The organism is Proteus sp. G2675 (genome assembly GCF_963886535.1).
In the GTDB taxonomy this organism is placed as follows: Bacteria; Pseudomonadota; Gammaproteobacteria; order Enterobacterales; family Enterobacteriaceae; genus Proteus; species Proteus mirabilis.
Map to the genome: position 1 here is coordinate 108,938 of NZ_CAWPCB010000009.1, position 19,986 is coordinate 128,923.

The 19,986-nt window shown below is 40.0% G+C and carries 20 protein-coding genes; 7 read left to right on the forward strand and 13 right to left on the reverse strand.

Annotated features, from left to right (window positions below):
• The first annotated feature begins 27 nt into the window (after positions 1-27).
• From AACQ49_RS02140 to AACQ49_RS02155, 4 genes are all read left to right on the forward strand, one after another.
• Positions 28-489 carry a tripartite tricarboxylate transporter TctB family protein gene (locus AACQ49_RS02140; RefSeq protein ID WP_049218471.1) on the forward strand — a complete coding sequence of 154 codons (462 nt, stop codon included), beginning with the start codon at positions 28-30 and terminating at the stop codon, positions 487-489.
• Positions 490-508: 19 nt separating this feature from the next.
• The gene (locus tag AACQ49_RS02145; protein WP_004246740.1) at positions 509-2,023 is read left to right on the forward strand and encodes a tripartite tricarboxylate transporter permease; all 1,515 of its coding nucleotides are present in this window, start codon (positions 509-511) and stop codon (positions 2,021-2,023) included.
• 60 nt (positions 2,024-2,083) lie between these two features.
• Complete coding sequence (locus AACQ49_RS02150) at positions 2,084-3,088, forward strand: LacI family DNA-binding transcriptional regulator (RefSeq protein WP_004249055.1); 1,005 nt, start codon at positions 2,084-2,086, stop codon at positions 3,086-3,088.
• A 691-nt stretch (positions 3,089-3,779) separates the two neighbouring features.
• Positions 3,780-4,370 (forward strand): DUF4291 domain-containing protein, encoded by a 591-nt coding sequence (locus AACQ49_RS02155; RefSeq protein ID WP_004246743.1) that lies wholly within the window; start codon positions 3,780-3,782, stop codon positions 4,368-4,370.
• A 48-nt stretch (positions 4,371-4,418) separates the two neighbouring features.
• Here AACQ49_RS02155 and metF read toward each other — a convergent pair whose 3' ends face one another.
• Complete coding sequence (gene metF, locus AACQ49_RS02160) at positions 4,419-5,318, reverse strand: methylenetetrahydrofolate reductase (RefSeq protein WP_074923996.1); 900 nt, start codon at positions 5,316-5,318, stop codon at positions 4,419-4,421.
• 287 nt (positions 5,319-5,605) lie between these two features.
• On the opposite strand from metF, the gene AACQ49_RS02165 reads away from it, so the two are divergent.
• Complete coding sequence (locus AACQ49_RS02165) at positions 5,606-5,962, forward strand: DUF488 domain-containing protein (RefSeq protein WP_004249056.1); 357 nt, start codon at positions 5,606-5,608, stop codon at positions 5,960-5,962.
• Between the two features lie 133 nt (positions 5,963-6,095).
• Here AACQ49_RS02165 and glpD read toward each other — a convergent pair whose 3' ends face one another.
• The 6 genes from glpD to AACQ49_RS02195 all read right to left on the reverse strand — a co-directional run bounded on the left by glpD (position 6,096) and on the right by AACQ49_RS02195 (position 11,380).
• Complete coding sequence (glpD, locus tag AACQ49_RS02170) at positions 6,096-7,589, reverse strand: glycerol-3-phosphate dehydrogenase (RefSeq protein WP_004246748.1); 1,494 nt, start codon at positions 7,587-7,589, stop codon at positions 6,096-6,098.
• A 297-nt stretch (positions 7,590-7,886) separates the two neighbouring features.
• Positions 7,887-8,645 (reverse strand): DeoR/GlpR family transcriptional regulator, encoded by a 759-nt coding sequence (locus AACQ49_RS02175; protein ID WP_004246753.1) that lies wholly within the window; start codon positions 8,643-8,645, stop codon positions 7,887-7,889.
• Between the two features lie 38 nt (positions 8,646-8,683).
• Positions 8,684-9,523 carry a rhomboid family intramembrane serine protease GlpG gene (gene glpG, locus AACQ49_RS02180; protein ID WP_161778868.1) on the reverse strand — a complete coding sequence of 280 codons (840 nt, stop codon included), beginning with the start codon at positions 9,521-9,523 and terminating at the stop codon, positions 8,684-8,686.
• A gap of 18 nt (positions 9,524-9,541) precedes the next feature.
• Positions 9,542-9,868: a thiosulfate sulfurtransferase GlpE gene (glpE, locus tag AACQ49_RS02185; RefSeq protein WP_004249057.1), complete on the reverse strand. Its 327-nt coding sequence runs from the start codon at positions 9,866-9,868 to the stop codon at positions 9,542-9,544.
• A gap of 180 nt (positions 9,869-10,048) precedes the next feature.
• Positions 10,049-10,627, reverse strand: coding sequence for a Fe-S biogenesis protein NfuA (gene nfuA, locus AACQ49_RS02190; RefSeq protein WP_004246756.1), 579 nt, complete (start codon positions 10,625-10,627; stop codon positions 10,049-10,051).
• Between the two features lie 60 nt (positions 10,628-10,687).
• Entirely contained in the window at positions 10,688-11,380 is a 693-nt protein-coding gene (locus tag AACQ49_RS02195; protein WP_017827133.1) for a DNA utilization protein GntX, read from the reverse strand.
• 39 nt (positions 11,381-11,419) lie between these two features.
• On the opposite strand from AACQ49_RS02195, the gene bioH reads away from it, so the two are divergent.
• Positions 11,420-12,205: a pimeloyl-ACP methyl ester esterase BioH gene (gene bioH / locus AACQ49_RS02200; RefSeq protein WP_036919306.1), complete on the forward strand. Its 786-nt coding sequence runs from the start codon at positions 11,420-11,422 to the stop codon at positions 12,203-12,205.
• 25 nt (positions 12,206-12,230) lie between these two features.
• On the opposite strand, the gene AACQ49_RS02205 is transcribed toward bioH, so the two are convergent.
• The 6 genes from AACQ49_RS02205 to yihI form a co-directional block, all read right to left on the reverse strand.
• Positions 12,231-12,677 (reverse strand): OsmC family protein, encoded by a 447-nt coding sequence (locus tag AACQ49_RS02205; RefSeq protein ID WP_004246759.1) that lies wholly within the window; start codon positions 12,675-12,677, stop codon positions 12,231-12,233.
• 217 nt (positions 12,678-12,894) lie between these two features.
• A complete protein-coding gene (locus AACQ49_RS02210; RefSeq protein ID WP_004246761.1) occupies positions 12,895-13,128 on the reverse strand; it encodes a FeoC-like transcriptional regulator in 234 nt (77 codons plus the stop codon).
• Between the two features lie 20 nt (positions 13,129-13,148).
• On the reverse strand, positions 13,149-15,479 hold the full coding sequence (gene feoB, locus AACQ49_RS02215; protein WP_012368551.1) for a Fe(2+) transporter permease subunit FeoB: 2,331 nt from the start codon (positions 15,477-15,479) through the stop codon (positions 13,149-13,151).
• Positions 15,480-15,528: 49 nt separating this feature from the next.
• A complete protein-coding gene (gene feoA, locus AACQ49_RS02220) occupies positions 15,529-15,765 on the reverse strand; it encodes a ferrous iron transporter A (RefSeq protein WP_004246763.1) in 237 nt (78 codons plus the stop codon).
• 392 nt (positions 15,766-16,157) lie between these two features.
• Positions 16,158-17,606, reverse strand: coding sequence for a DUF4026 domain-containing protein (locus AACQ49_RS02225; protein WP_004249059.1), 1,449 nt, complete (start codon positions 17,604-17,606; stop codon positions 16,158-16,160).
• Positions 17,607-17,819: 213 nt separating this feature from the next.
• On the reverse strand, positions 17,820-18,320 hold the full coding sequence (yihI, locus tag AACQ49_RS02230) for a Der GTPase-activating protein YihI (RefSeq protein WP_004246765.1): 501 nt from the start codon (positions 18,318-18,320) through the stop codon (positions 17,820-17,822).
• A gap of 189 nt (positions 18,321-18,509) precedes the next feature.
• On the opposite strand from yihI, the gene AACQ49_RS02235 reads away from it, so the two are divergent.
• The gene (locus tag AACQ49_RS02235) at positions 18,510-19,985 is read left to right on the forward strand and encodes a glycosyltransferase family 39 protein (RefSeq protein WP_004246766.1); all 1,476 of its coding nucleotides are present in this window, start codon (positions 18,510-18,512) and stop codon (positions 19,983-19,985) included.
• Position 19,986: the final 1 nt, after the last annotated feature.

The following is a 19,986-nucleotide window of genomic DNA, read 5'->3' on the forward strand; positions in this document are numbered from 1 at the left end:
GTCGGATAGGGTCGGGGAGATCCCGACATGACTAAAATCAATACAATCATCGGTGCGATTTCAGTAGCTTTTGGGCTACTTATTATCTATCTCTCCCGTAATATGAGTATGTTTGATGAATATGGTGTACCTGGGGAGCGTTTTTGGCCTTACGGTTTAGCCATCTTATTTATTTTACTGGGGATTTTTCAATGGATAGGTGTCGTGGTTGATAAAATTAAACATGTACACCAGTCCGTAGATTTAAGTTCGACCGCAGTTAAGCGTGCTTATGGCTTAGGCATTTTTATGCTGCTATATGCAACAGGTTTATATCTATTTGGCTTTATTGTTCCATCATTGCTTCTTATCCCAATCATTATGTGGTTGATGAATGAGAGGAAACCTATTGCCATGGTGGTGATCCCAATTGTGATTGTAGCCGCGGTTTATGTTTTCTTTGACATTATTTTTAATTCACCTCTGCCAACCTCTGTCTTTTTTGAGTAAGCGGTAAAGGAGCCTTGGTATGGAAATTTTAGATGCTTTAATGGTCGTTTTTAGTTTAGAAACGATAACAATGATCCTGTTAGGGGTTTTCGCGGGGATTATTATCGGCGCATTACCGGGTTTAACAGTGAATATGGGCATTGCACTGTTACTCCCACTGACTTACTCCTTTCAAGGAATGACGGGGATCTTATTATTATTGGGAATGTATTGTGGGGCTGTTTATGGTGGCTCCATTACCGCGATATTAATTAGTACACCGGGCACACCTGCATCTGCAGCCACCGTCTTAGATGGCTATCCGATGGCTAAAAAAGGTGAAGCAGGGCGAGCATTAGGCTTATCAACCATGGGGTCGATGTTTGGTGGTGTATTTAGTACTATCGCTTTAATTGTTATTGCTCCTCAATTGGCAAAAGTGGCGACGGGATTCTCTGCTGCTGAATATTTTGCTCTTGCGGTATTTGGCATAAGTATTATTACCAGTGTATCATCGCAATCGATTGTGAAAGGATTAATGGGGGGCGCGATTGGTCTTGCAATTGCCACTATCGGGCTTGATCCTATGACAGCAGGGCCACGTTTTACGTTTGATACCGTGTATCTTATGGGGGGCGTCTCGTTTATTCCAATCCTCGTGGGACTCTTTGCATTTTCTCAAGGCTTGATTAGCTTTGAAGAAGAGTATCGTGAGCGCAAGCAGAAGAAAAGCGAGAAAATTAATGCCCGTATTCATCGTGTATTACCTACGTGGCTCGATTTTAAACGTGTTTTACCTACCTATTTTCGTTCATCAGCGATAGGAACGGCTATTGGTGCTATTCCTGGGACTGGGGGAGATATTTCATCTTTTATCTCGTATAACGAAGCAAAACGTTGGTCAAAACACCCTGAAGAATTTGGAAAAGGATCACCCGAAGGGGTTTCAGCACCGGAAGCGGGGGCTAACTCGGTGACGGGTGGCACCATGGTACCTCTAATGACTTTAGGTATTCCCGGTGATGGCGCAACGGCGATTATTATGGGGGCTTTTATGGTGCAAGGATTAGCGCTAGGGCCACAGTTATTTACGGATAATCCCGTTGAAGTGAACAGTATTTTTATCGGCTTAATGATGGCGAATATTTTTCTCGGTATCTTAGGCTTCTTGTGTATGAAACTGTTTGTACGTGTGATGGATGTACCAAGAAGAGTATTAGTACCCATTATCTTTGTGTTGTGTAGTGTGGGGGCTTATTCAGTTAACCATAGCATCATTGATGTTTTTGTGATGATGGGGGCAGGATTACTGGCTTATATTATGATTAAGCTCGATTTTTCGATGTCTCCGGTGGTGATAGGTATTATCCTTGGGCCGATGGCAGAATCTAACTTACGCCGTGCTTTAATGATGTCTCAAGGAGATTTATCGATTCTCTATACACGACCTATTACTGCGACATTCCTCGCTATTGCACTATTAACACTGCTGTTACCTATTGTCGGGCCTGGGTTAAAATCAATGTGGAAAAAATGGCGTAGTCAATCTGCTTAATAAAGGTTAATCCGCCCTCATTGTTAGCAAAATGAGGGCAATATCAATGACGGAACATTAATGGCAAAAACAGTTGAACAAATTGCAAATGATCTGAATTTATCTATCACCACAGTACGATTAGTACTCAATGGTAAAGGTGATCAATATCGGATCAGTGCAAAAACCCAGAAAAAAATTGCTGATTATGTCGAAGTTTTTGGTTATACCGTTAACCATGCGGCAAGAAGCTTAAAACTCAATAAAACAGATACCTATGGTCTGGTTATTCCTCGGCTGTCCAACCCCTTCTTTGCTGCTTTAGCGGAAAAGTTAGAGATGCATTGTCACCAAATTGGTTGCCAGCTGATGATAAGTTGTACCTATGGTGATATTAAAAATGAAAATAAGCTCGTAAAGTCTATGGATGAGCGTAATGTTGATGGGATTTTTATTGTTTCAGCGAGTCGAAAAAATCAGCAACATCACGTTAAACATCGTCAAAAGCCTTTAGTGTTCTTAGATAGAGATTTTTCTGTTAGTAATGCAATTTGCGTGGCGTCTGATAACTGTGATAGTGGTGCACAATTAACGAAAGCGATGATACAGCAAGATGCGCCAATCCACTTTTTTGCCGGTGATGCTCTTCTTCCTACTATTGCAGCTCGTTTGCGCGGTTATGTTCAGGCGATCAAAGCCCATTATGGTGATGAAAGCCATGTAACCGTTTCCTATGCAGAACATAACACCACCAAAGATGGTGAACAGATGATGAAGCAATATCTTGAACAACATCGGCAGATCCCCAGTCATTTTATTGCCTCATCACTACCCATTTTAGAAGGCGTATTAAGTGCTATTCGCCAAACAGAAGGTGTTATTCCCGCACATATCAATATAGGTACTTTTGATGATCACGTTATGTTAAGTTTTTTACCTAATAATGTCTGGTCAATGAAGCAAGATGAAACCTTATTGGTAGAAAAAGCCTTTGAAATCATGACTGCTAAGATAGCAGGTAACGTAGTGAAAGCGCCTCCATTAATTAAAACACAACTTATCAAACGCCTAATTGCAGGAGCATGAGTCAAATATCGTGATTATTCGCCTCACTTTGTGAGTAGAATAAGCTTTCTATTCGCCTCATTGGGGGGATATATGTGGTTAATGGCTACCCATTCTCTTCTGATATGATGAATGTTATATCATCAGATATGCGACTTTAATATAGGCTATGTATGAAAAAAATATTTTCTTTTTTTTTAAAAAGACCTTAAACAATCTTTAATATTAAGCATTATTGCTATTTTTTTGTCCTTTATAGTGTTTTGATTGTTCGGTTTTTTCCCTATTTCTATGGTCGAATACTATTAGTATCATTTGTGATTATTTGCTTAATATTTTCCTTTCTTCCTATAAAGAAAGAAGGAAAGAGAAAATAATTATTTAGTCAGCGCTAGTGATCAGAAAATAAAAGAGAACTTAATATAAATTTCGTGATCGAGTCGTTTTGATAATCAGTACAATGTATTGAGCGCCTTTGGCGCTGGTGGACGTAGTGTAAGATATATTTTGCAAGATTAAATTTTTTATTATTGCAGCGATAATGGCCATTTTAATTTATGCGCTTTATGATCATTCTTTTGTATGGCTTGTCACGGTGTCATATTCTATTAAATCCCTAATGAAAATAGGGACTCTTGATTATCTCTGGTTAGAGGCTCATAATTTAAGCAGATAGCTCCATTTTATTAATATAAAAGGATATTAAAGAAAGATGAACGATGATGTTGACCGATGTCCTGAGTGTCAAGTAAGGGCATACTATACGGATGATTTTGTCCGTGTTTACCAAGCCTATTCTACTACTATCGCTCAGAGCGCAGTCGCAAATGGTACTTTTGTTTCTCCCCCTTTTAGTATGACCCGCATGACTTGGGTAAAACCCTCCTTTCTTTGGATGATGTATCGCTCAGGGTGGGGGCGCAAAGATCCCAATCAAGCGTCTATTTTGGCTGTTGATATTACCCATGAAGGCTTTCAACAGATGCTAACACAAGGTGTGGTCAGTCATTTCGATCCAGACCACTATGTGAGTGCCAAAGAATGGCAAGAAGCAACAGAAACCAGTGATATTCGTATTCAGTGGGATCCTGAACGAGATATTTATCTTAATCGCTTAAGTTATCGCACTATTCAAATAGGGTTACGTAATCAAGCAGTAGAAAAATATTGCAATGAGTGGATTGTTAATATTACCGATATTACTGATAAAGTGCGTAAAATAGATACTTGTATTACTAATGGCGATCTAGATACTGCATATAGCTTACTTCCTATCGAGCAACCTTATCATTTTGCAAAATAATCTCGCCTAGAAAAACCCCGCCAATAGACTATGGGCGGGGTGATAAGACTAAACCTTCGCAAGTTGTGGGCGAACACCTAATGTATGGCAAATGGCGTAGGTCAATTCAGAGCGGTTAAGAGTGTAAAAATGGAAATCTTTCACGCCCTCACGGCTTAAAATTTTCACCATATCAATAGCGATAGAAGCCCCAACCAGTGCGCGAGTTTCTGGATCGTTATCTAAGCCATCAAACATTTTATGCATCCAACCGGGGATCTTCACATTGGTTAATCCGGCAAAACGTTTTAACTGTTTAAAATTGGTGACAGGTAAAATACCCGGAACAATTTCTACATCAATACCCGTTGAAACACAGCGATCACGAAAGCGTAAGTAACTTTCTACATCAAAGAAAAATTGTGTAATGGCTCGATTAGCGCCCGCATCCACTTTCTTTTTTAAATTAATAAGATCAGCCTGTGCGCTTTTAGCTTCGGGATGCACTTCTGGATAAGCAGCAACCGAAATATCAAAATCTCCTATATCTTTCAGTAAATGAACCAGATCAACGGCATACATATCTGGCTTCTGGCTGTTATCAGGTAAATCTCCCCGTAGCGCCACAATATGACGAATGCCACTTTGCCAATAGTCTTGGGCAATGTGCTGTAATTCTTCACGACAGGCATCAATGCAGGTTAAATGTGGTGCTGCCTCAAGGCCTGTACGCTCTTTTATATCTTTAATAATGGCATGTGTTCTATCTCGTTCACCTGAATTTGCACCATAAGTGACCGAAACAAAGCTAGGTTTTAAGGTATTTAGACGAGCCAGTGATTGCCAGAGTGTATTTTCCATCTCTTGTGTGCGAGGAGGAAAAAACTCAAAAGAAACTTGGATCTGGCCATCTAATTCAGCAAGATTTTGATTAAGCGCTTCATGCTGGCTTGCGTGATAAAAGCTCATACCTATACCTCATCAATCGTTGTGTCACATGTTGTTATTGTTATTCCGTTAAGTATCGCTACTTATTTACCCATCTAACCATTTAGACGTCTAGATGTAGATTCTCTTAATTCGGTTATTTAGTCAACAGTTATTCACCTTAGTTTCAATGAGGATAATTCAATCGGAAGAGGAGAAAATTTCATGTTGCACGATGACAACCTTAAATAACGTAAAGTCGCAGAAGGGATACGTTTGAAGATTTTCTTCTATAATAAAATTAACTCATTGATTGAATGGGAGTAGAAATGATCACTTGTAAACGTGTCTATGATGATAAAGACGGTAAGCATGAAGGTTATCGTGTATTAGTGGATAGATTATGGCCTAGAGGGGTGAAAAAGAGCGATTTTCATTATGATGAATGGAATAAAGCGCTCGCGCCTTCTACTGAATTAAGAAAATGGTTTCATGAAAATGGCGATTTCACACAATTTACGGCTCGCTATATAAAAGAATTAGAAGCAATACCGGAAAGTTGGCAACCACTATTGAAGGTAGCCAAAGAAAAACCATTAGTATTACTGTATTCCGCTAAAGATGAAAAACAGAATAATGCTGTGGTTTTAATGGAATTTTTGCAAAAACAGTGCAAAACCAGCTGAAGCAATTATTGATGGGTTTGTCAGGTGTAATGTCAATAGCATCATATGCGGCAATAAAAAAAGTGGCGCTATTATCGCGCCACAAAAATTGCTAATAAGAACATTGAACAGAGTCAGAGAATATTTTACTGCATTATGCTGTGTGCGTATTTGCCTCTAACCATTGCGTAATACGTTGTTTTTGTTCATCATTAAGCCACATACCAAGTTTGGTACGACGCCAAATAGCATCATCAAGCTCAATCACCCACTCATGTTTAACTAAATAACGTAATTCAGCTTCGTAAAGATTATGACCGAAATTTTCGCCCATTCCGGCTAAATCAGTAATTCCTTCTAGCAACACTTCAGTATTGCTACCATAAGTGCGAGCAAAACGTAGTGCTAATGCTTCTGGTAACCAAGGATGACGTTGGCGAATAAGACGTGAATAGCCATCACGATCGTAACCTTCTAAGTTCCCTCCCGGTAATTGACCCTCTTTTGTCCACGCTTGACCCATATTAGGGAAATAAGCATTTAGCTTATCAACCGCGTGTTCACCGAGTTTACGATAAGTCGTTAATTTACCACCAAACACAGAGAGTAGTGGTGTTTTACCATTATCATCATGTACATCTAAGGTATAGTCACGAGTGATAGCTTGTGGCGAATCGGATTCGTCATCACACAATGGACGCACCCCTGAATAATTCCAGACGATATCGTCTTTGGTCAGTTGTTTCTTAAAGTGGTCGTTATAGACTTTTAATAAGTACTCAACTTCATTGTTATCAATAGCCACATCTTTTGGATCACCTTTGTATTCAACATCAGTGGTACCAATAATAGAGAACTCATCCATCCAAGGGATCACGAATACAATGCGATTATCTTCATTTTGTAAGATATAGGCTTGGGGTTCATCGTGAGCACGTGGGATCACAATATGGCTACCTTTGATTAAGCGAATACCATAAGGTGATTTTAATTTTAACCCTTCATCGAATAATGTTTTAACCCAAGGACCGGCTGCATTCACTAATGCTTTTGCTTGGTAGCGAGAAGTTTCTCCGGTGCGTAAATCTTGTGCTTCCACCATCCATAAATCGTTTTCACGCCAAGCGCGCGTCACTTTGGTACGAGTACGAACTTCACCGCCACGACGAACGATCTCTTGCGCATTTAATACTACTAAACGAGCATCATCTACCCAACAGTCGGAATATTCAAAACCACGAGTTAATTCAGGTTTTAAGACAGAGTTAGCCCCGAATTTAATACTTTTACTGCCCGGTAAACTGACACGTTTGCCTAGGTGATCATAGAGGAATAAACCAATGCGGATCATCCATGCTGGGCGTAGATGGGGTTGATGCGGTAAACGGAAACGCATCGGAAATGCGATATGAGGCGCCAAACGCAATAAAACTTCACGTTCAGCCAATGCTTCACTGACTAAACGGAATTCGTAATGCTCTAAATAGCGTAAGCCACCATGAATTAATTTTGAGCTAGCAGAAGATGTTGCACTGGCTAAGTCTTGAGCTTCCAGCATTAATACTGAAAGGCCTCGGCCTGCTGCATCCGCCGCAATTCCAGCGCCGTTTATTCCGCCGCCGATGACAATCAAGTCTTTAGTTTCCATAACATCCTCCTAAGAATGCGCGAAACAATTCTTTAATGTTCGTTTTCGCTCATAATTGTAATGAATTTTGTTGGAAATGCCAACTATATAACCGATAAAAAACATTACTGCGTGATATAAATAACAATTTATTATCATATCCCTACATTTAGTGTGCTTATTAACTGAAAAGAACAAATGATGTTATTGATAAGAATAGGAAAGGGAATGGGGTTTGACAAAAGAATAAATAGGTAAAAAAAGCGGAAAATTTTAGGAAAAAGTACCTCGAAAGGTACTTTTTAATAGAGGGTTATCCTAGCAAAGCTCAAGCTGAACGTTATGTTGTTCAATAATTTTTTGAATGCCTGATGGTGGCTCTTGGTCGGTGAAAAGGTAATCAATCAGATTCATATTACCAAGATTGACCATCGCGTTACGGCCAAATTTAGAGTGGTCGGTCACTAGCATAACACAACGAGAATTTTCGATTATGGCACGTTTAGTGCGGACTTCATGGTAGTCAAATTCCAACAAAGATCCGTCCATATCAATACCACTTATCCCTAAGATGCCGTAATCAAGGCGGAATTGAGAGATAAAATCCAGGGTGGCTTCACCGACAATACCACCATCACGGGTACGCACTTCGCCACCCGCTAAGATCAAGCGAAAGTCTTCTTTATCCATCAATAAAGTGGCGACATTCAGATTATTAGTGACGATACGCAGATTTTTATGGTTAATCAGTGCATGGGCTACGGCTTCAGGGGTAGTACCAATATCAATAAATAGTGTTGCACCATCAGGAATTAAGCTAGCAACACGTTGGGCAATACGTGATTTTTCATCAGACCACATGATCTTACGGTCGTGGTAAGCGGCATTCACAGAGCTAGATGGTAATGCAGCGCCTCCATGATGACGTTGGATTTTGTTCTTTTCCGCTAATTCATTTAAATCACGTCGGATAGTCTGTGGGCTGACCTCAAAATGTTCCACCAATTCTTCGGTGCTGACATAGCCTTGTAAGCGTACCAGTTCGATGATGGCATCATGCCGTTGTGTTTGCTTCACAGGTGTCCCCTAAAGTTAAAAATATCATGTTAATTTTATTATGATTGACGAGATAATTGATGTCGATTATCCCACAAAGCCATCAATAAGCCGATAAGGAAGCCGGCAAAATGTGCAGCATTTCCGATAGAATCACCTAAAACGCCCATATAACCCGCGATTATCCACAATATGGAAAAAACAATTAAGCCGGTAGGAACACCGATCCCTTTTTCTGGAGCCCGCAAACCTGTTAAGCCAACATAGCTAATTAGCGCGTAAACAACACCAGAAAGTCCACCAAAGTTGGATCCTGCAAACAGTGATTGTGCCCAATTACTAAATAGCGCAGAAATGAGCATAATGACAAATAATTTGCCTGTACCCAGTTGTTTTTCTGTTTGGCTGGCTAAATACCACCACATCGCTAAATTAAAGGCGATATGCATGAGCGAAAAGTGAACAAATGCTGGGGTGATATAACGCCATAGTTCAAAATCGAGACTAGCATCGTATGGCCATGCAAGGTGTAACATGACATTGTAATCGCCCACTATTTGCTGCCAGATAAAGACGAGCACACATAAGATTATGGTCAAAACCGTTAAAGGGCCTGATTGTTGCACCATGCTTTTGATTGAAAAAGCCGGGCGATATTGTAGACCCGTACGTTGAGGCGCACCTGTTTGCCAACTTGCCGCTTGGTAACGAGGGTGAAAAGGTTCACGAAGAAAGGTTTTTAGCTCACTTTCAACCTGATTGAGTTGTTGTTCGTTTTCCAACCAAAGGCTGACTTGTTGATTTTCTGTTTTTGCGTGGATCCGAACACCTTTTGTCGCCATATAATTGACGAACATATCAGCAAGTTGTGGGTTAGATAGTGTGATAATGTGGATCATTGAGAAACTCATCTGTAATTATTGCAGAGAAGTTATCGCTTGAGGAAACTCTCTTAGCCATGCTTCAAAACCGCCATTAATACTATATACGGTTTCAAAGCCCATATTGACCAGATATTGTGCTGCGCCTTGGCTACTATGACCGTGATAACACATCACCATCACAGGAACATCAAAATCCGCATCTTGTAGAAATTGGTTAAGCGTATCATTTGTTAAATGAAAAGCGCCAGTGGCATGACCAAGACGATAACTTTGCGGATCTCTTACATCAACTAAAATAGCCGATTGAGATACCCAAAATTGATAGGCTTGTTCAACACTAAGAAATTGAAAACTATCCATAATTGTCTTATTTATTATATTGTTAATTACATTGTTATGTTCTGAGCGAGAGAACGATATCACTATAATAACGTCAAATCAGTAAAGATGGCGTTACCTTTTGTAAATGATAATGGCATATACACAAATCCCCTAGGATATCTGTGCAGGTGAATATCAAAGGGGATTTGTAATAGAGGATCAGTAGTAGGAGTGATCACCACGTTGGTGTTCGGTTAAATCTTTCACGCCTTTTAACTCTTCTGGGAACAGGTTAAGTAGCTCTTTTTCGATACCATCTTTTAAAGTGACATCAATCATGGAGCAGCCATTACAACCACCACCGAATTGTAAGATAGCATAGCCATCTTCAGTGATTTCCATCAAGCTTACGCGGCCACCGTGACTCGCTAACTGTGGGTTGATTTGTGATTGCAGTACATATTCAACACGTTCAATTAAAGGCGCATCGTCAGCCACTTTACGCATTTTTGCATTAGGTGCTTTTAATGTTAATTGTGAGCCTAATTGGTCTGTGACAAAGTCAATTTCTGCATCTTCTAAGAAAGGTGCACTGATGTCATCAACATAAGCAGAAAGTTTTTCAAATTTAATTTCTGTGTCGTTCGGCTCTACTGCATCGGGTGGACAGTAAGAAACGCCACACTCAGCGTTAGGTGTTCCTGGGTTAATGACAAAAACACGGATTTGAGTATTGGGTTCTTGATTAGCCAATAGTTTGGCGAAGTGTGCCTGTGCGGCATCAGTAATAGTAATCATATCGTCTTGCTCAATAGTTGACTGTTCTGGTTGGTTATCATACGCCCAATTGACGGTTAACTACAAGGTTCGGCAAATAGCCCATACCTCAACAGAGCGTGCTCCAGCACGAAATAGCAAAGGTACAATAGCATTGAGCGTCGCGCTTGTGGTGATAACATCATCAATCAGTGCCAGATCCTTGCCTGCCACTGACACTGTGCGATTTACGATAAAGGCATTATCTAAATTTTGTTGCCTTTGTTTGGCATTAAGATGTGTTTGTGCCAGTGTAGCACGAGTTCTTATCAAGGTATTAGGGTGATAAGGACAATTTAACCATCTTGCCAAAGGTTTAGCGATAGCCTCAACTTGGTCGAAGCCTCTACGCCAACGACGATGTCGATGTAGCGGTACGCTAATAATTTGCTCTGGCTTGCGAACTAAATTCTCGCGACGATGAGCAAGCCACCGTAATAAAAAAAGTTTCGCAAGACATAATGCTATCTGAGGGCGAGGATGATATTTATAAAGGTGTAATAATTTATTAAGCGGTGGGCGATAGTCAGTGACTGTCAACATCTGTTTCCAGCGTGGTGGTGATCGCAAACACCGTCCACACAATATCATTGAGTGGGTAGAGGGATACAAACATCCCGGACAACGATTATTTTGTTGTGGCAGATGACGAATACAACTTGAACAAATGCTGTGGTTACCATAACGCAATGGTTGACGACATAACCAGCAATATCCTGCTATTGTTATCAGCATAGTGAACATCCCTGTAAAATAAGAGAAGAGAGCATAACAATGAATAAATTGTATTGGCAGACTTTAGGTGAAGGAAAAACGCATCTTGTGCTGTTGCACGGATGGGGCTTGAATGCTCAGGTTTGGCAATCAATCATTACGCGATTAAGCTCGCATTTTACCCTGCATCTGGTTGATTTACCGGGATATGGCAGAAGCCAAGGTTTTCCTGTGCTAACGCTTAAAGAGATGGCTGATATTGTTTTTTCACAGGCACCTGAAAAAAAAGCCATTTGGCTAGGATGGTCATTAGGGGGATTAGTGGCAAGCCGTATTGCACTTGATAATCCTAATAATGTACGGGCGTTAATTACCGTTGCCTCTTCCCCCTGTTTTGCTGCTCATGAAACATGGCCAGGAATTAAGCCAGACGTGTTAAAAGGTTTCGAGCAACAATTGAGTGATAACTTTCATCGAACGGTTGAGCGCTTTTTAGCCTTGCAAACACTCGGTACTCAAAGTGCTCGTGAAGATACTAAGGCCTTGAAAGCGGTCGTGTTGGCACAACCTTTGCCTTCCGTTGAAACATTAAACGGCGGGCTGGAAATTTTACGTACAGAAGATTTGCGAGAACAGCTTACTACCTTATGTTGTCCTTTTATTCGGCTTTATGGTTATTTAGATGGTTTAGTACCAAGAAAAGTCGCAGCTTTATTAGATGCTCGTTATCCTGACTCTCCTTCGGTTATTTTTCGCCATGCCGCACATGCTCCCTTTATTTCTCATCCGGATGAATTTAGTGAAACCTTGTTAAAGCAGTGTGAGGCCTTATCAATTCTGGCATGAATGAAGAGGTTATAACGCTAATAGACTATTCAAGATGATATAGCGTTTCGCATTCTGGTGGGTTGGTTATGGTATCTAATATAGGGCAGGTTCGTTCAATAAAGGCGATAAAAGCTTCTATTTCTGTTTTACTATTATCTGCTTGGATATAGAAATGCGTCGTTATCTTACTAAAGCCGATTTTAGCCTGTTTATTCTTTCCCATAAAGCCATCGATATCTAGCTCGCCTTTTACCTCAATACGAATATTATGGAGATTAATATGGTGTAGGCGGGCGAAGCTCTTAGCAACAATGCATTTACAAGCACCAAGTGTGCCAAGTAGCGCTTCAACGGGGGTCATCGCGGTGTCGTTTCCACCCAATGAAATAGGCTCATCAAGTAATAATTGAAATTGGCGAGAAGCACATTGCATCTGCAACCCACCTTGTGTACCCGTAGAGATAATGGATGAGAATTCAGTAATCGGCATAATTTATTATCCTAATAAAGGTAAATGTATATAATTTCATTTTGGACATTTAGATGTCTTTATGGCTATTTAAGGATTGGATTATGCGCAGATGGTGGGAAAAGTAAAATGAAGAATAACCAGCAAAAGTTGAAAAAAATTCATTTTGATTATCAGAAAAACCCCCTGTGAGATAGCAGGGGGATATGGAAGGTATATGTTTAAAAGAGACAGTGAGTTAGGAGCGTAACTGATAAACTTTAGTCTGACATGCGGTGGCTTCAGGGCAGCTTTTACAGCTACCCACCAAGCACTCTTCTACATCGACCTCTTGTAATTTACCCATTAACGTAAGCCGCTCTAACATCGCCTTTACCATAGGTTCAGGCATATTAAGCTGATGGCTGACAAGACGAGCATCAGCCCGACCGTTAAGCGCGACACAATCACGAACTTGCATCAAACTTGCCATCTTATTTTTCCTTTTGTGACTTAGTGACAGCTACCTTGTTTACCACAGCACTGTTTCGCTAATGAGCGTTTGTTACTTAAATTAAAACTGAGACGATGACGAGATTTACGTAATAGTACAAAGACAATTAAGTTAAATATCAATACAGCAGCAATGGTGATGGTACTACTTTGTGGATGTTCGCTAAATGTCGCTGTTTGGTAGAATAACGCGGCAAGTGAGTAAGCAATATTTAATCCCCAAAGAATAGAGAATGTCATCCAACCACGACTGGTTTCACGAGCAATAGCCCCCATTACGGAGACACAAGGCACATATAGTAGAACGAAAATTAAGTAGCTATAGGCCGCTATTGCACTACCAAATTTGCTGCCCATGGTACCCATAGTCCCCGTATCCATTTCACCATCACCTTTACTTGCCTCAATAGGGTTGGAAAGCGCGGCGAATGTAAAGGTTTCTTTTAAGCTATCCCAAGTTTCAGCAAAGGCGTCACCAATTTCGCCCCATAGATCAAACTCTTCAGGAACGAAAGGTTCATTAACAATACTTTCTGCGGTGTACAGTGTATTTAATGTTCCCACAACCACTTCTTTTGCCATTGCCCCAGTGACTAAACCAACGGTAGCTTGCCAGTTATCGTTATGCACACCAATAGGTTGCAATAACGGAGTGATCACTTTACTGACGGAAGCGAGGGCAGAATCATTAATACTATCAGCCGCTTTACCGGAAAAAGTGAAGCTATTTAATGCACCAATAAACATACTGGCGATGATAATCACTTTACCCGCGCGGATAACAAAGCCTTTTAAACGTTGCCAAGTTTGTATTAATAAGGTTTTGATATGGGGAACGTGATAAACCGGCAACTCCATGACAAAAGGAGAAGCTTCACCTCGCATAATGGTATGTTTGAGTAGTAAACCCGTCAAAATAGCAACAAGGATCCCTAATAAATAAAGTGAAAAAACCACGCTGGCGCCATTTTTACCAAAGAATGCGGCAGCAAAAACAGCAAATATGGCTAAACGTGCGCCACAAGACATAAAGGGAGCCATTAAGATAGTAATTAATCGCTCTCTTGGGGCGTCTAGAGTACGTGCCCCCATAATGGATGGGACGTTACAACCAAATCCAACAATCAGCGGTACAAAGGATTTACCGGGCAATCCTAGCGCTTGCATTAATCTATCCATCACGAAAGCAGCACGTGCCATATAGCCAGAGTCTTCAAGGATAGATAAAAAGAGATACATCATGCCGATTTGTGGTACCAGAGGGAGTACAGTATTAATACCACCACCAACACCTTGAGCAAGGAAAATAGTTAACCATTCAGGGAAATTGAATGTTGCACCTAGCCATTGGATCCCATGTATAAAGATAGCTTCAGAGCCACCTTCAAAAGCAGGCTGCAATGCTCCACCAATATTGATGGCAAGCACAAACATTAAATACATGACAAACAAGAAGATAGGAACACCTAACCAGCGATTTAATATCACTTTATCGATATTTTGTGTGAGCTGATTGGGCTTGATGGACTCCATATTAATGACTGCATGGCAAATACGCTCAATGTTTTGATAACGTGCATCGGCAATCACTAATTCTGGCTCATTACTATGCTCAGTTTGAATGCGCTGACGAATGGCTTTTATCTCTTGTGAGGTAATTTCAGCACGTTGATGAGTATAGATATCCCCTTCTAAACATTGTAATGCCATCCAACGGCGTTGCTGTAAATTGAATTCATCGTGATTAATTTTTTCAGCTAAAGATTCAACTTCGTTTAATAACCATGTTGGATAAGAAGTTAGTAACTCTTCGGGTTTTCTTTTGGTGGCTGGAAAGCTATCAATAGTGTCTTTCAGTTTATCAATCCCTGATGCCTTGGTTGATACCATAGGGATCACCGGACAACCGAGTTGTTCAGAAAGTGCTTGAATATCAATTTGCATATTTTGGTGTTCAGCAATATCAAGCATATTCAGTGCCACGATACAGGGAATACCGAGTTCAAGCAGTTGTAATGTGAGATAAAGATTACGTTCAAGATTGGAAGCATCTACAACGTTAATCAACATATCCGCTTCATTACTTAAGATGAAGTGACAAGCAATTTGCTCATCCAGAGAGGTCTGTTCTGAAATTGTTGTTAAAGAATAAGTGCCCGGTAAGTCAACTAATTCAATTTTATGATTTTTGGTTGTAAAGCGACCTACCTTACGTTCAACAGTAACACCCGCCCAGTTACCGACACGTTGACGAGAGCCTGTTAACTGATTAAAAAGCGTTGTTTTACCCGCATTAGGATTACCGATAAGACCAATAGTAAGAGGAGTCATAATAGTGATGCCAGTAGTTGTATTGCCTGAGTAGTTGATAAATAAGCTGTTATTTTTCGTTATGAGCGATTTCGCTAAGATTTATCAAAGCGAGATCTTTTTTACGCAAAATTAAAGAGACCCGATGAGTTTCAATTTGGATAGGATCACCTAAAGGTGCGATACGGATCACATTGAAAATAGCGCCTGGCAGCATCCCTAATGATAATAGCTTCTGCCGATAGGCAGGGCTAATTTGCGGGGAATAGCTGAGGATCTTGTAGCTATGATTTGGAATGAGAGACATAAAACGTCCTTCCACTAATTATATTGATACAAAAAATAATGATACTGATAATTATTAACGCATTTAAAAAGAAAACGCACAAGAAAAATAGGGTGATTAGGTAAATATTTAATGCAAATGAGAATTATAACCATCTTTATTGAGTATAATTTAGCCCACAATGGCTATGTGTTCTCTTGATGTACATCAATTTAATTTATAATAATGGTCGAAAAGCTATCAGATAAATGCCGTGAAGGCTGTATTGTTATTCATCAAAAAACAAACTGTAACAGTTAGAGATAATTGCGCATCATTAGTGTAACAATCAGTGAATGCTATTAACGGGATCTATCATCAAGGTCATACTGACAGATCCCGTTGCAGAGAATAGTGCTAGTTAATTAGTGGGATTAGTGAGTCTGCTGGTGGCTAAAAAGTTGATAAATCGTATTAGGGGTATAACTATAACCTTCATAAGAGATAACCCAATCAGTGATGAACGCAATATCAATGGGATAAATGCCACCTTCTTCCATTTCTTGTACATAGAATGGTACGTTAAGTAACTTAGCATAAATTCGGTCACCTTCTCGAGACTGAGGGATAAACCACATGTGCTCAAGCTCTTTTTCTTCCTTATCACCATAAGGAATACCAAACTTAATCATAAATTGCCATGGGCTCTCAGTTTCTTCATTGCTCTCTTTACTACCTAATAATTTTGCCAAGAAACCGGTTTTTTTCTCTACGGGGGGCTGATGGTAGTTATCAAACATGGAGAGAAAATATTGCCAACGCCTTTTGGCCTTTTCTGCCATTTCGTAGGTTTCTTCGTTACTGCGTAGTAGCATCATGGCTTGTTGTTCTTCATAACCTTTAAAGAAAGTTTCTAAAATAGGGTTTTCTTCATTAGTTCTAAATAACATCGATGATGGGTGCTGATGATATTCGTCTCTATCAGCCATATCGCCCAGAAATACGCCATGTGGTGCCCCTTGAGTGTTATAACGCATCTCTTCTAATGGTCTAAGACTATCTAAAGGTGTGGACTGATTAACGTGACGTATACCTTCTTCAAAGGGCAGCGCGACTAAATATTCTAATCCTGACGAAGTTTGTCCACAAAGCATCGGCTCGCCAAATTCAATTTGGCGGTTGTTAATACTGTTATTGACGAAGCAACGGAAAAGATCAGGAATACCGTAGTAAGATTCCAACATGCTTGGGATCACTAAATCAACTTCAGTTAAGCCACAACGTTGCAAGCCATGGGTATGAAACCAGAACATGGTTGGTGGATCATTTTCTGTATCGTAAACTGCATGAATAACATACAAACTTTCTACTTCAGGATAGAGATCGGGTGTCTCCAATTGAAAGCGTATCCATTCGGGAGTTAATCCTTTACCTGCGGCAGATTCATCCAGTGCGAGGATCATTTCTGGCGCAATTATGTTCAGTAGATTGAGCTGATGGCGATAACTCGCTAAAGGATGTAGGGTGTCAGAGAACATCGTTTCTAATAAGATGTCTTGAGTGGTGGCATTGGCATGGGCTAATAGCTCAGGAGTCATCTCATCTGTCGCATACATAGGACGTATTTGATAATCTTCTGATCGTGGTAGCAGACAGATAAAAAAATGGAGCTCATCATCGCCATGTTGGCAATGATAGAAAAAACCTTCATCAAGATCATCACTAAGATAGCTTATCTCACCATCTGTGTATTCGGTCTGTTCTTCTAGGCGTTGTTCTATCAATGCATAGTTTAGTGGCTGTGCAGGGAATGCCACTATACGAGAGGGCTCTTTTTTTCCTTGCCCTGCGGCGATATCTAAATAGTGTTGTTTATTATCCATACTTATTATTACTCGTATATTAAAAGAAGAAAAATAGAATATCAGGGTTAATTAATAAGAAATAGATAGAGTTGTCTGAGCTTTTATTTAAAAAATAAATTTAAATAAAAAATCATAATTTCTAATTATGACTCTCTAAAATAGAGAGAAAGGAAATGAACAGATACCAATATATATTTGGTATCTGTCAGATTAAGATAGGGTAACGATAAATTACTTACCTTTTAATAACTGCATAATATCTTCTGTTTTTTCTTCATCGTCATCTTCTTCAAACTCAATGCCTAATTCCGCCATTAACGCATCGATGCGATCAAGGGTTTTTTCAGTATAAGCTTGCTCTTCTGGATTGAGTTTACCCCCTTCTTCCAGACGAGAGAGTAATTCATCTAAACGAGTATCATTCTCTAAGAGTGCTAACTCTTCTTCTAACGATAAGCGCATAGGCTCCATTTTTGCTGGCGCGGATTTTTTCTTATCTACTTTAGGCGCCTGATTATCCACGATGAGTGGAATTGGTTTTTTACTACCAATACGTGGATCTTTCTGTTCATTGGTTTGCGCTTGCTCTTTTTTCATCGCTTCCTGCTGACGGTTACCAGCAGGATTGCCACGATGCTTTTTCTGGCGCTTACGTTCACGTCCTTCTGCATTTAGCTCTTCACGTGTTTTTTTACGCGTTTTAGCTGCGGGTTTTCTTTTAATCATATTCATAATGGTAACTCGATTTGTGATCTTATTGGTTGCGCAATCTATCAGAAACTATTTTGCGATAAAAGCACGAATTTAAGACAATTTAATATTTACTCACGTACAATGTAGCGCTCGGTTTACTATACTTTACTGTATTGTGATAGCAATTAACTATAAATTTAAACTAATTAACTTAACATTCTGTTTATTATGACATTATCATTTGCTCGATTACGCAAACCAGTTTATTGGTGGATAATTGGTTATGCGGTTTTATGGATTATCGTCAGCTATTTATTTGATCCCACCGTACCTTATGATGCCGTAGAAGCGGTTAACTGGGGTACTAATGGCGGTTGGGGCTCACCTAAAAACCCTTGGTTTGTTGGTTTTATTATGTGGCCAGCCATTTATGGTGGTATTGATTTTAGCTTTTATTGGTATTTTATCCACTTTGTGATGATAGCCATCGGCTTATTAGGTGTTTGGAATTTAGCCTATAAGTTAACCAAAAATTATCACCTAGCTTGGTTTGCCATGTTAGGTTTAAATTTATCAGGAATTATTAATTTCGATATCATTCCTTATAACGATAATTATATTTTAGTGGGTTGCTGGCCTTGGGCGCTCTATTTCTTTTTATGCGCTATCAATGACAACCCCAAATATTGGTGTGGATTCGCTGTAGTGATGGGAGTGGCTACTATGGGGAAATACTCCTCATTAGCCCTGATTGGTGCGGTATTCTTATTAAGCGTATTAGTACCTAAAGTTCGTCAAAGCTATCGCTCCCCTTATTTTTACTTTGCGATAGCTATCTGGTTGGCGTTTGTCATACCTAATTTTATTTGGTTGTGGCAAAACGACTTTGCCGCCTTTAAATGGGTCGACTCACAAATAGAAGCACGTTTTAATTTACGTACGTTACGTGCCGCTTTAACGGTTTTCTATCCAGTGCTACTAATGTGGGGAATTGTACGTCTTTATGGTGGGCGAGTTAGTTGGCGTACTTCTCAAGATAGTCAATTATTGAATTTTATTTTGCTATTCCCATTAGCGATTATTTTTATTTGGTTTAGTTTCCATGAAGGGGGACGCATCACTGAGTGGTTACAACCTTTTATGTCAGTGGCTACCGCTCTTTTTGTCGGCTCAATTAGTGTCATACCTAAGCGTTCATTACGTGGTGTGTTATATGGTTTAGCGGTTTTTGGTATGTTAGTGGTATCTGGTTATACGGTAGTACAAGCTGCTAATGTGCGTAATGCGGGTCAAAAGTTTATTGGTGTTAAAACCTTTGTACAAGATGTCGAGAATGCTTGGCATCAGCATTATCATCAGCCTTTATCTTATGTAGGGGGTGAGTATATGCATGAGTGGGTCACTTTTTATGGCAAAGATAGACCGCTATCAGCCCAACCCTGGATTGTCGAGAAAGATGTTCAGCCCCCTAATATTTATAACCGTCATATTACGTTGGCGCAATTAGAGGACAAAGGTGTCTTATTGATTGGCCCGGTGGGGTATTACTGTGATAAAGCCCATTTCGATGCGGGATTACAATATTGGCCGAGTTTAAAAATAGCAGATACTCAAGAAGTCATGTTTCGCTCTGAGCCCGATGCACTGGCAGAGCCGGTATGTATCGCTTTTGTCTCGCCTAAACAGCAATCAGAGAAGTTGTAAA

Excerpts from the sequence above, each read along its gene's own strand:
- AACQ49_RS02235 (WP_004246766.1), top strand. The coding sequence starts at position 18,510 with ATGACATTATCATTTGCTCGATTACGCAAACCAGTTTATTGGTGGATA.
- glpE (WP_004249057.1), bottom strand. The coding sequence starts at position 9,868 with ATGGATAGTTTTCAATTTCTTAGTGTTGAACAAGCCTATCAATTTTGG.
- glpG (WP_161778868.1), bottom strand. The coding sequence starts at position 9,523 with ATGATCCACATTATCACACTATCTAACCCACAACTTGCTGATATGTTC.
- nfuA (WP_004246756.1), bottom strand. The coding sequence starts at position 10,627 with ATGATTACTATTACTGATGCCGCACAGGCACACTTCGCCAAACTATTG.
- AACQ49_RS02195 (WP_017827133.1), bottom strand. The coding sequence starts at position 11,380 with ATGCTGATAACAATAGCAGGATATTGCTGGTTATGTCGTCAACCATTG.
- yihI (WP_004246765.1), bottom strand. The coding sequence starts at position 18,320 with ATGAATATGATTAAAAGAAAACCCGCAGCTAAAACGCGTAAAAAAACA.
- AACQ49_RS02165 (WP_004249056.1), top strand. The coding sequence starts at position 5,606 with ATGATCACTTGTAAACGTGTCTATGATGATAAAGACGGTAAGCATGAA.
- AACQ49_RS02150 (WP_004249055.1), top strand. The coding sequence starts at position 2,084 with ATGGCAAAAACAGTTGAACAAATTGCAAATGATCTGAATTTATCTATC.
- bioH (WP_036919306.1), top strand. The coding sequence starts at position 11,420 with ATGAATAAATTGTATTGGCAGACTTTAGGTGAAGGAAAAACGCATCTT.
- AACQ49_RS02145 (WP_004246740.1), top strand. The coding sequence starts at position 509 with ATGGAAATTTTAGATGCTTTAATGGTCGTTTTTAGTTTAGAAACGATA.
- glpD (WP_004246748.1), bottom strand. The coding sequence starts at position 7,589 with ATGGAAACTAAAGACTTGATTGTCATCGGCGGCGGAATAAACGGCGCT.
- AACQ49_RS02140 (WP_049218471.1), top strand. The coding sequence starts at position 28 with ATGACTAAAATCAATACAATCATCGGTGCGATTTCAGTAGCTTTTGGG.
- feoA (WP_004246763.1), bottom strand. The coding sequence starts at position 15,765 with ATGTCTCTCATTCCAAATCATAGCTACAAGATCCTCAGCTATTCCCCG.
- AACQ49_RS02205 (WP_004246759.1), bottom strand. The coding sequence starts at position 12,677 with ATGCCGATTACTGAATTCTCATCCATTATCTCTACGGGTACACAAGGT.
- AACQ49_RS02210 (WP_004246761.1), bottom strand. The coding sequence starts at position 13,128 with ATGGCAAGTTTGATGCAAGTTCGTGATTGTGTCGCGCTTAACGGTCGG.
- feoB (WP_012368551.1), bottom strand. The coding sequence starts at position 15,479 with ATGACTCCTCTTACTATTGGTCTTATCGGTAATCCTAATGCGGGTAAA.
- AACQ49_RS02225 (WP_004249059.1), bottom strand. The coding sequence starts at position 17,606 with ATGGATAATAAACAACACTATTTAGATATCGCCGCAGGGCAAGGAAAA.
- metF (WP_074923996.1), bottom strand. The coding sequence starts at position 5,318 with ATGAGCTTTTATCACGCAAGCCAGCATGAAGCGCTTAATCAAAATCTT.
- AACQ49_RS02155 (WP_004246743.1), top strand. The coding sequence starts at position 3,780 with ATGAACGATGATGTTGACCGATGTCCTGAGTGTCAAGTAAGGGCATAC.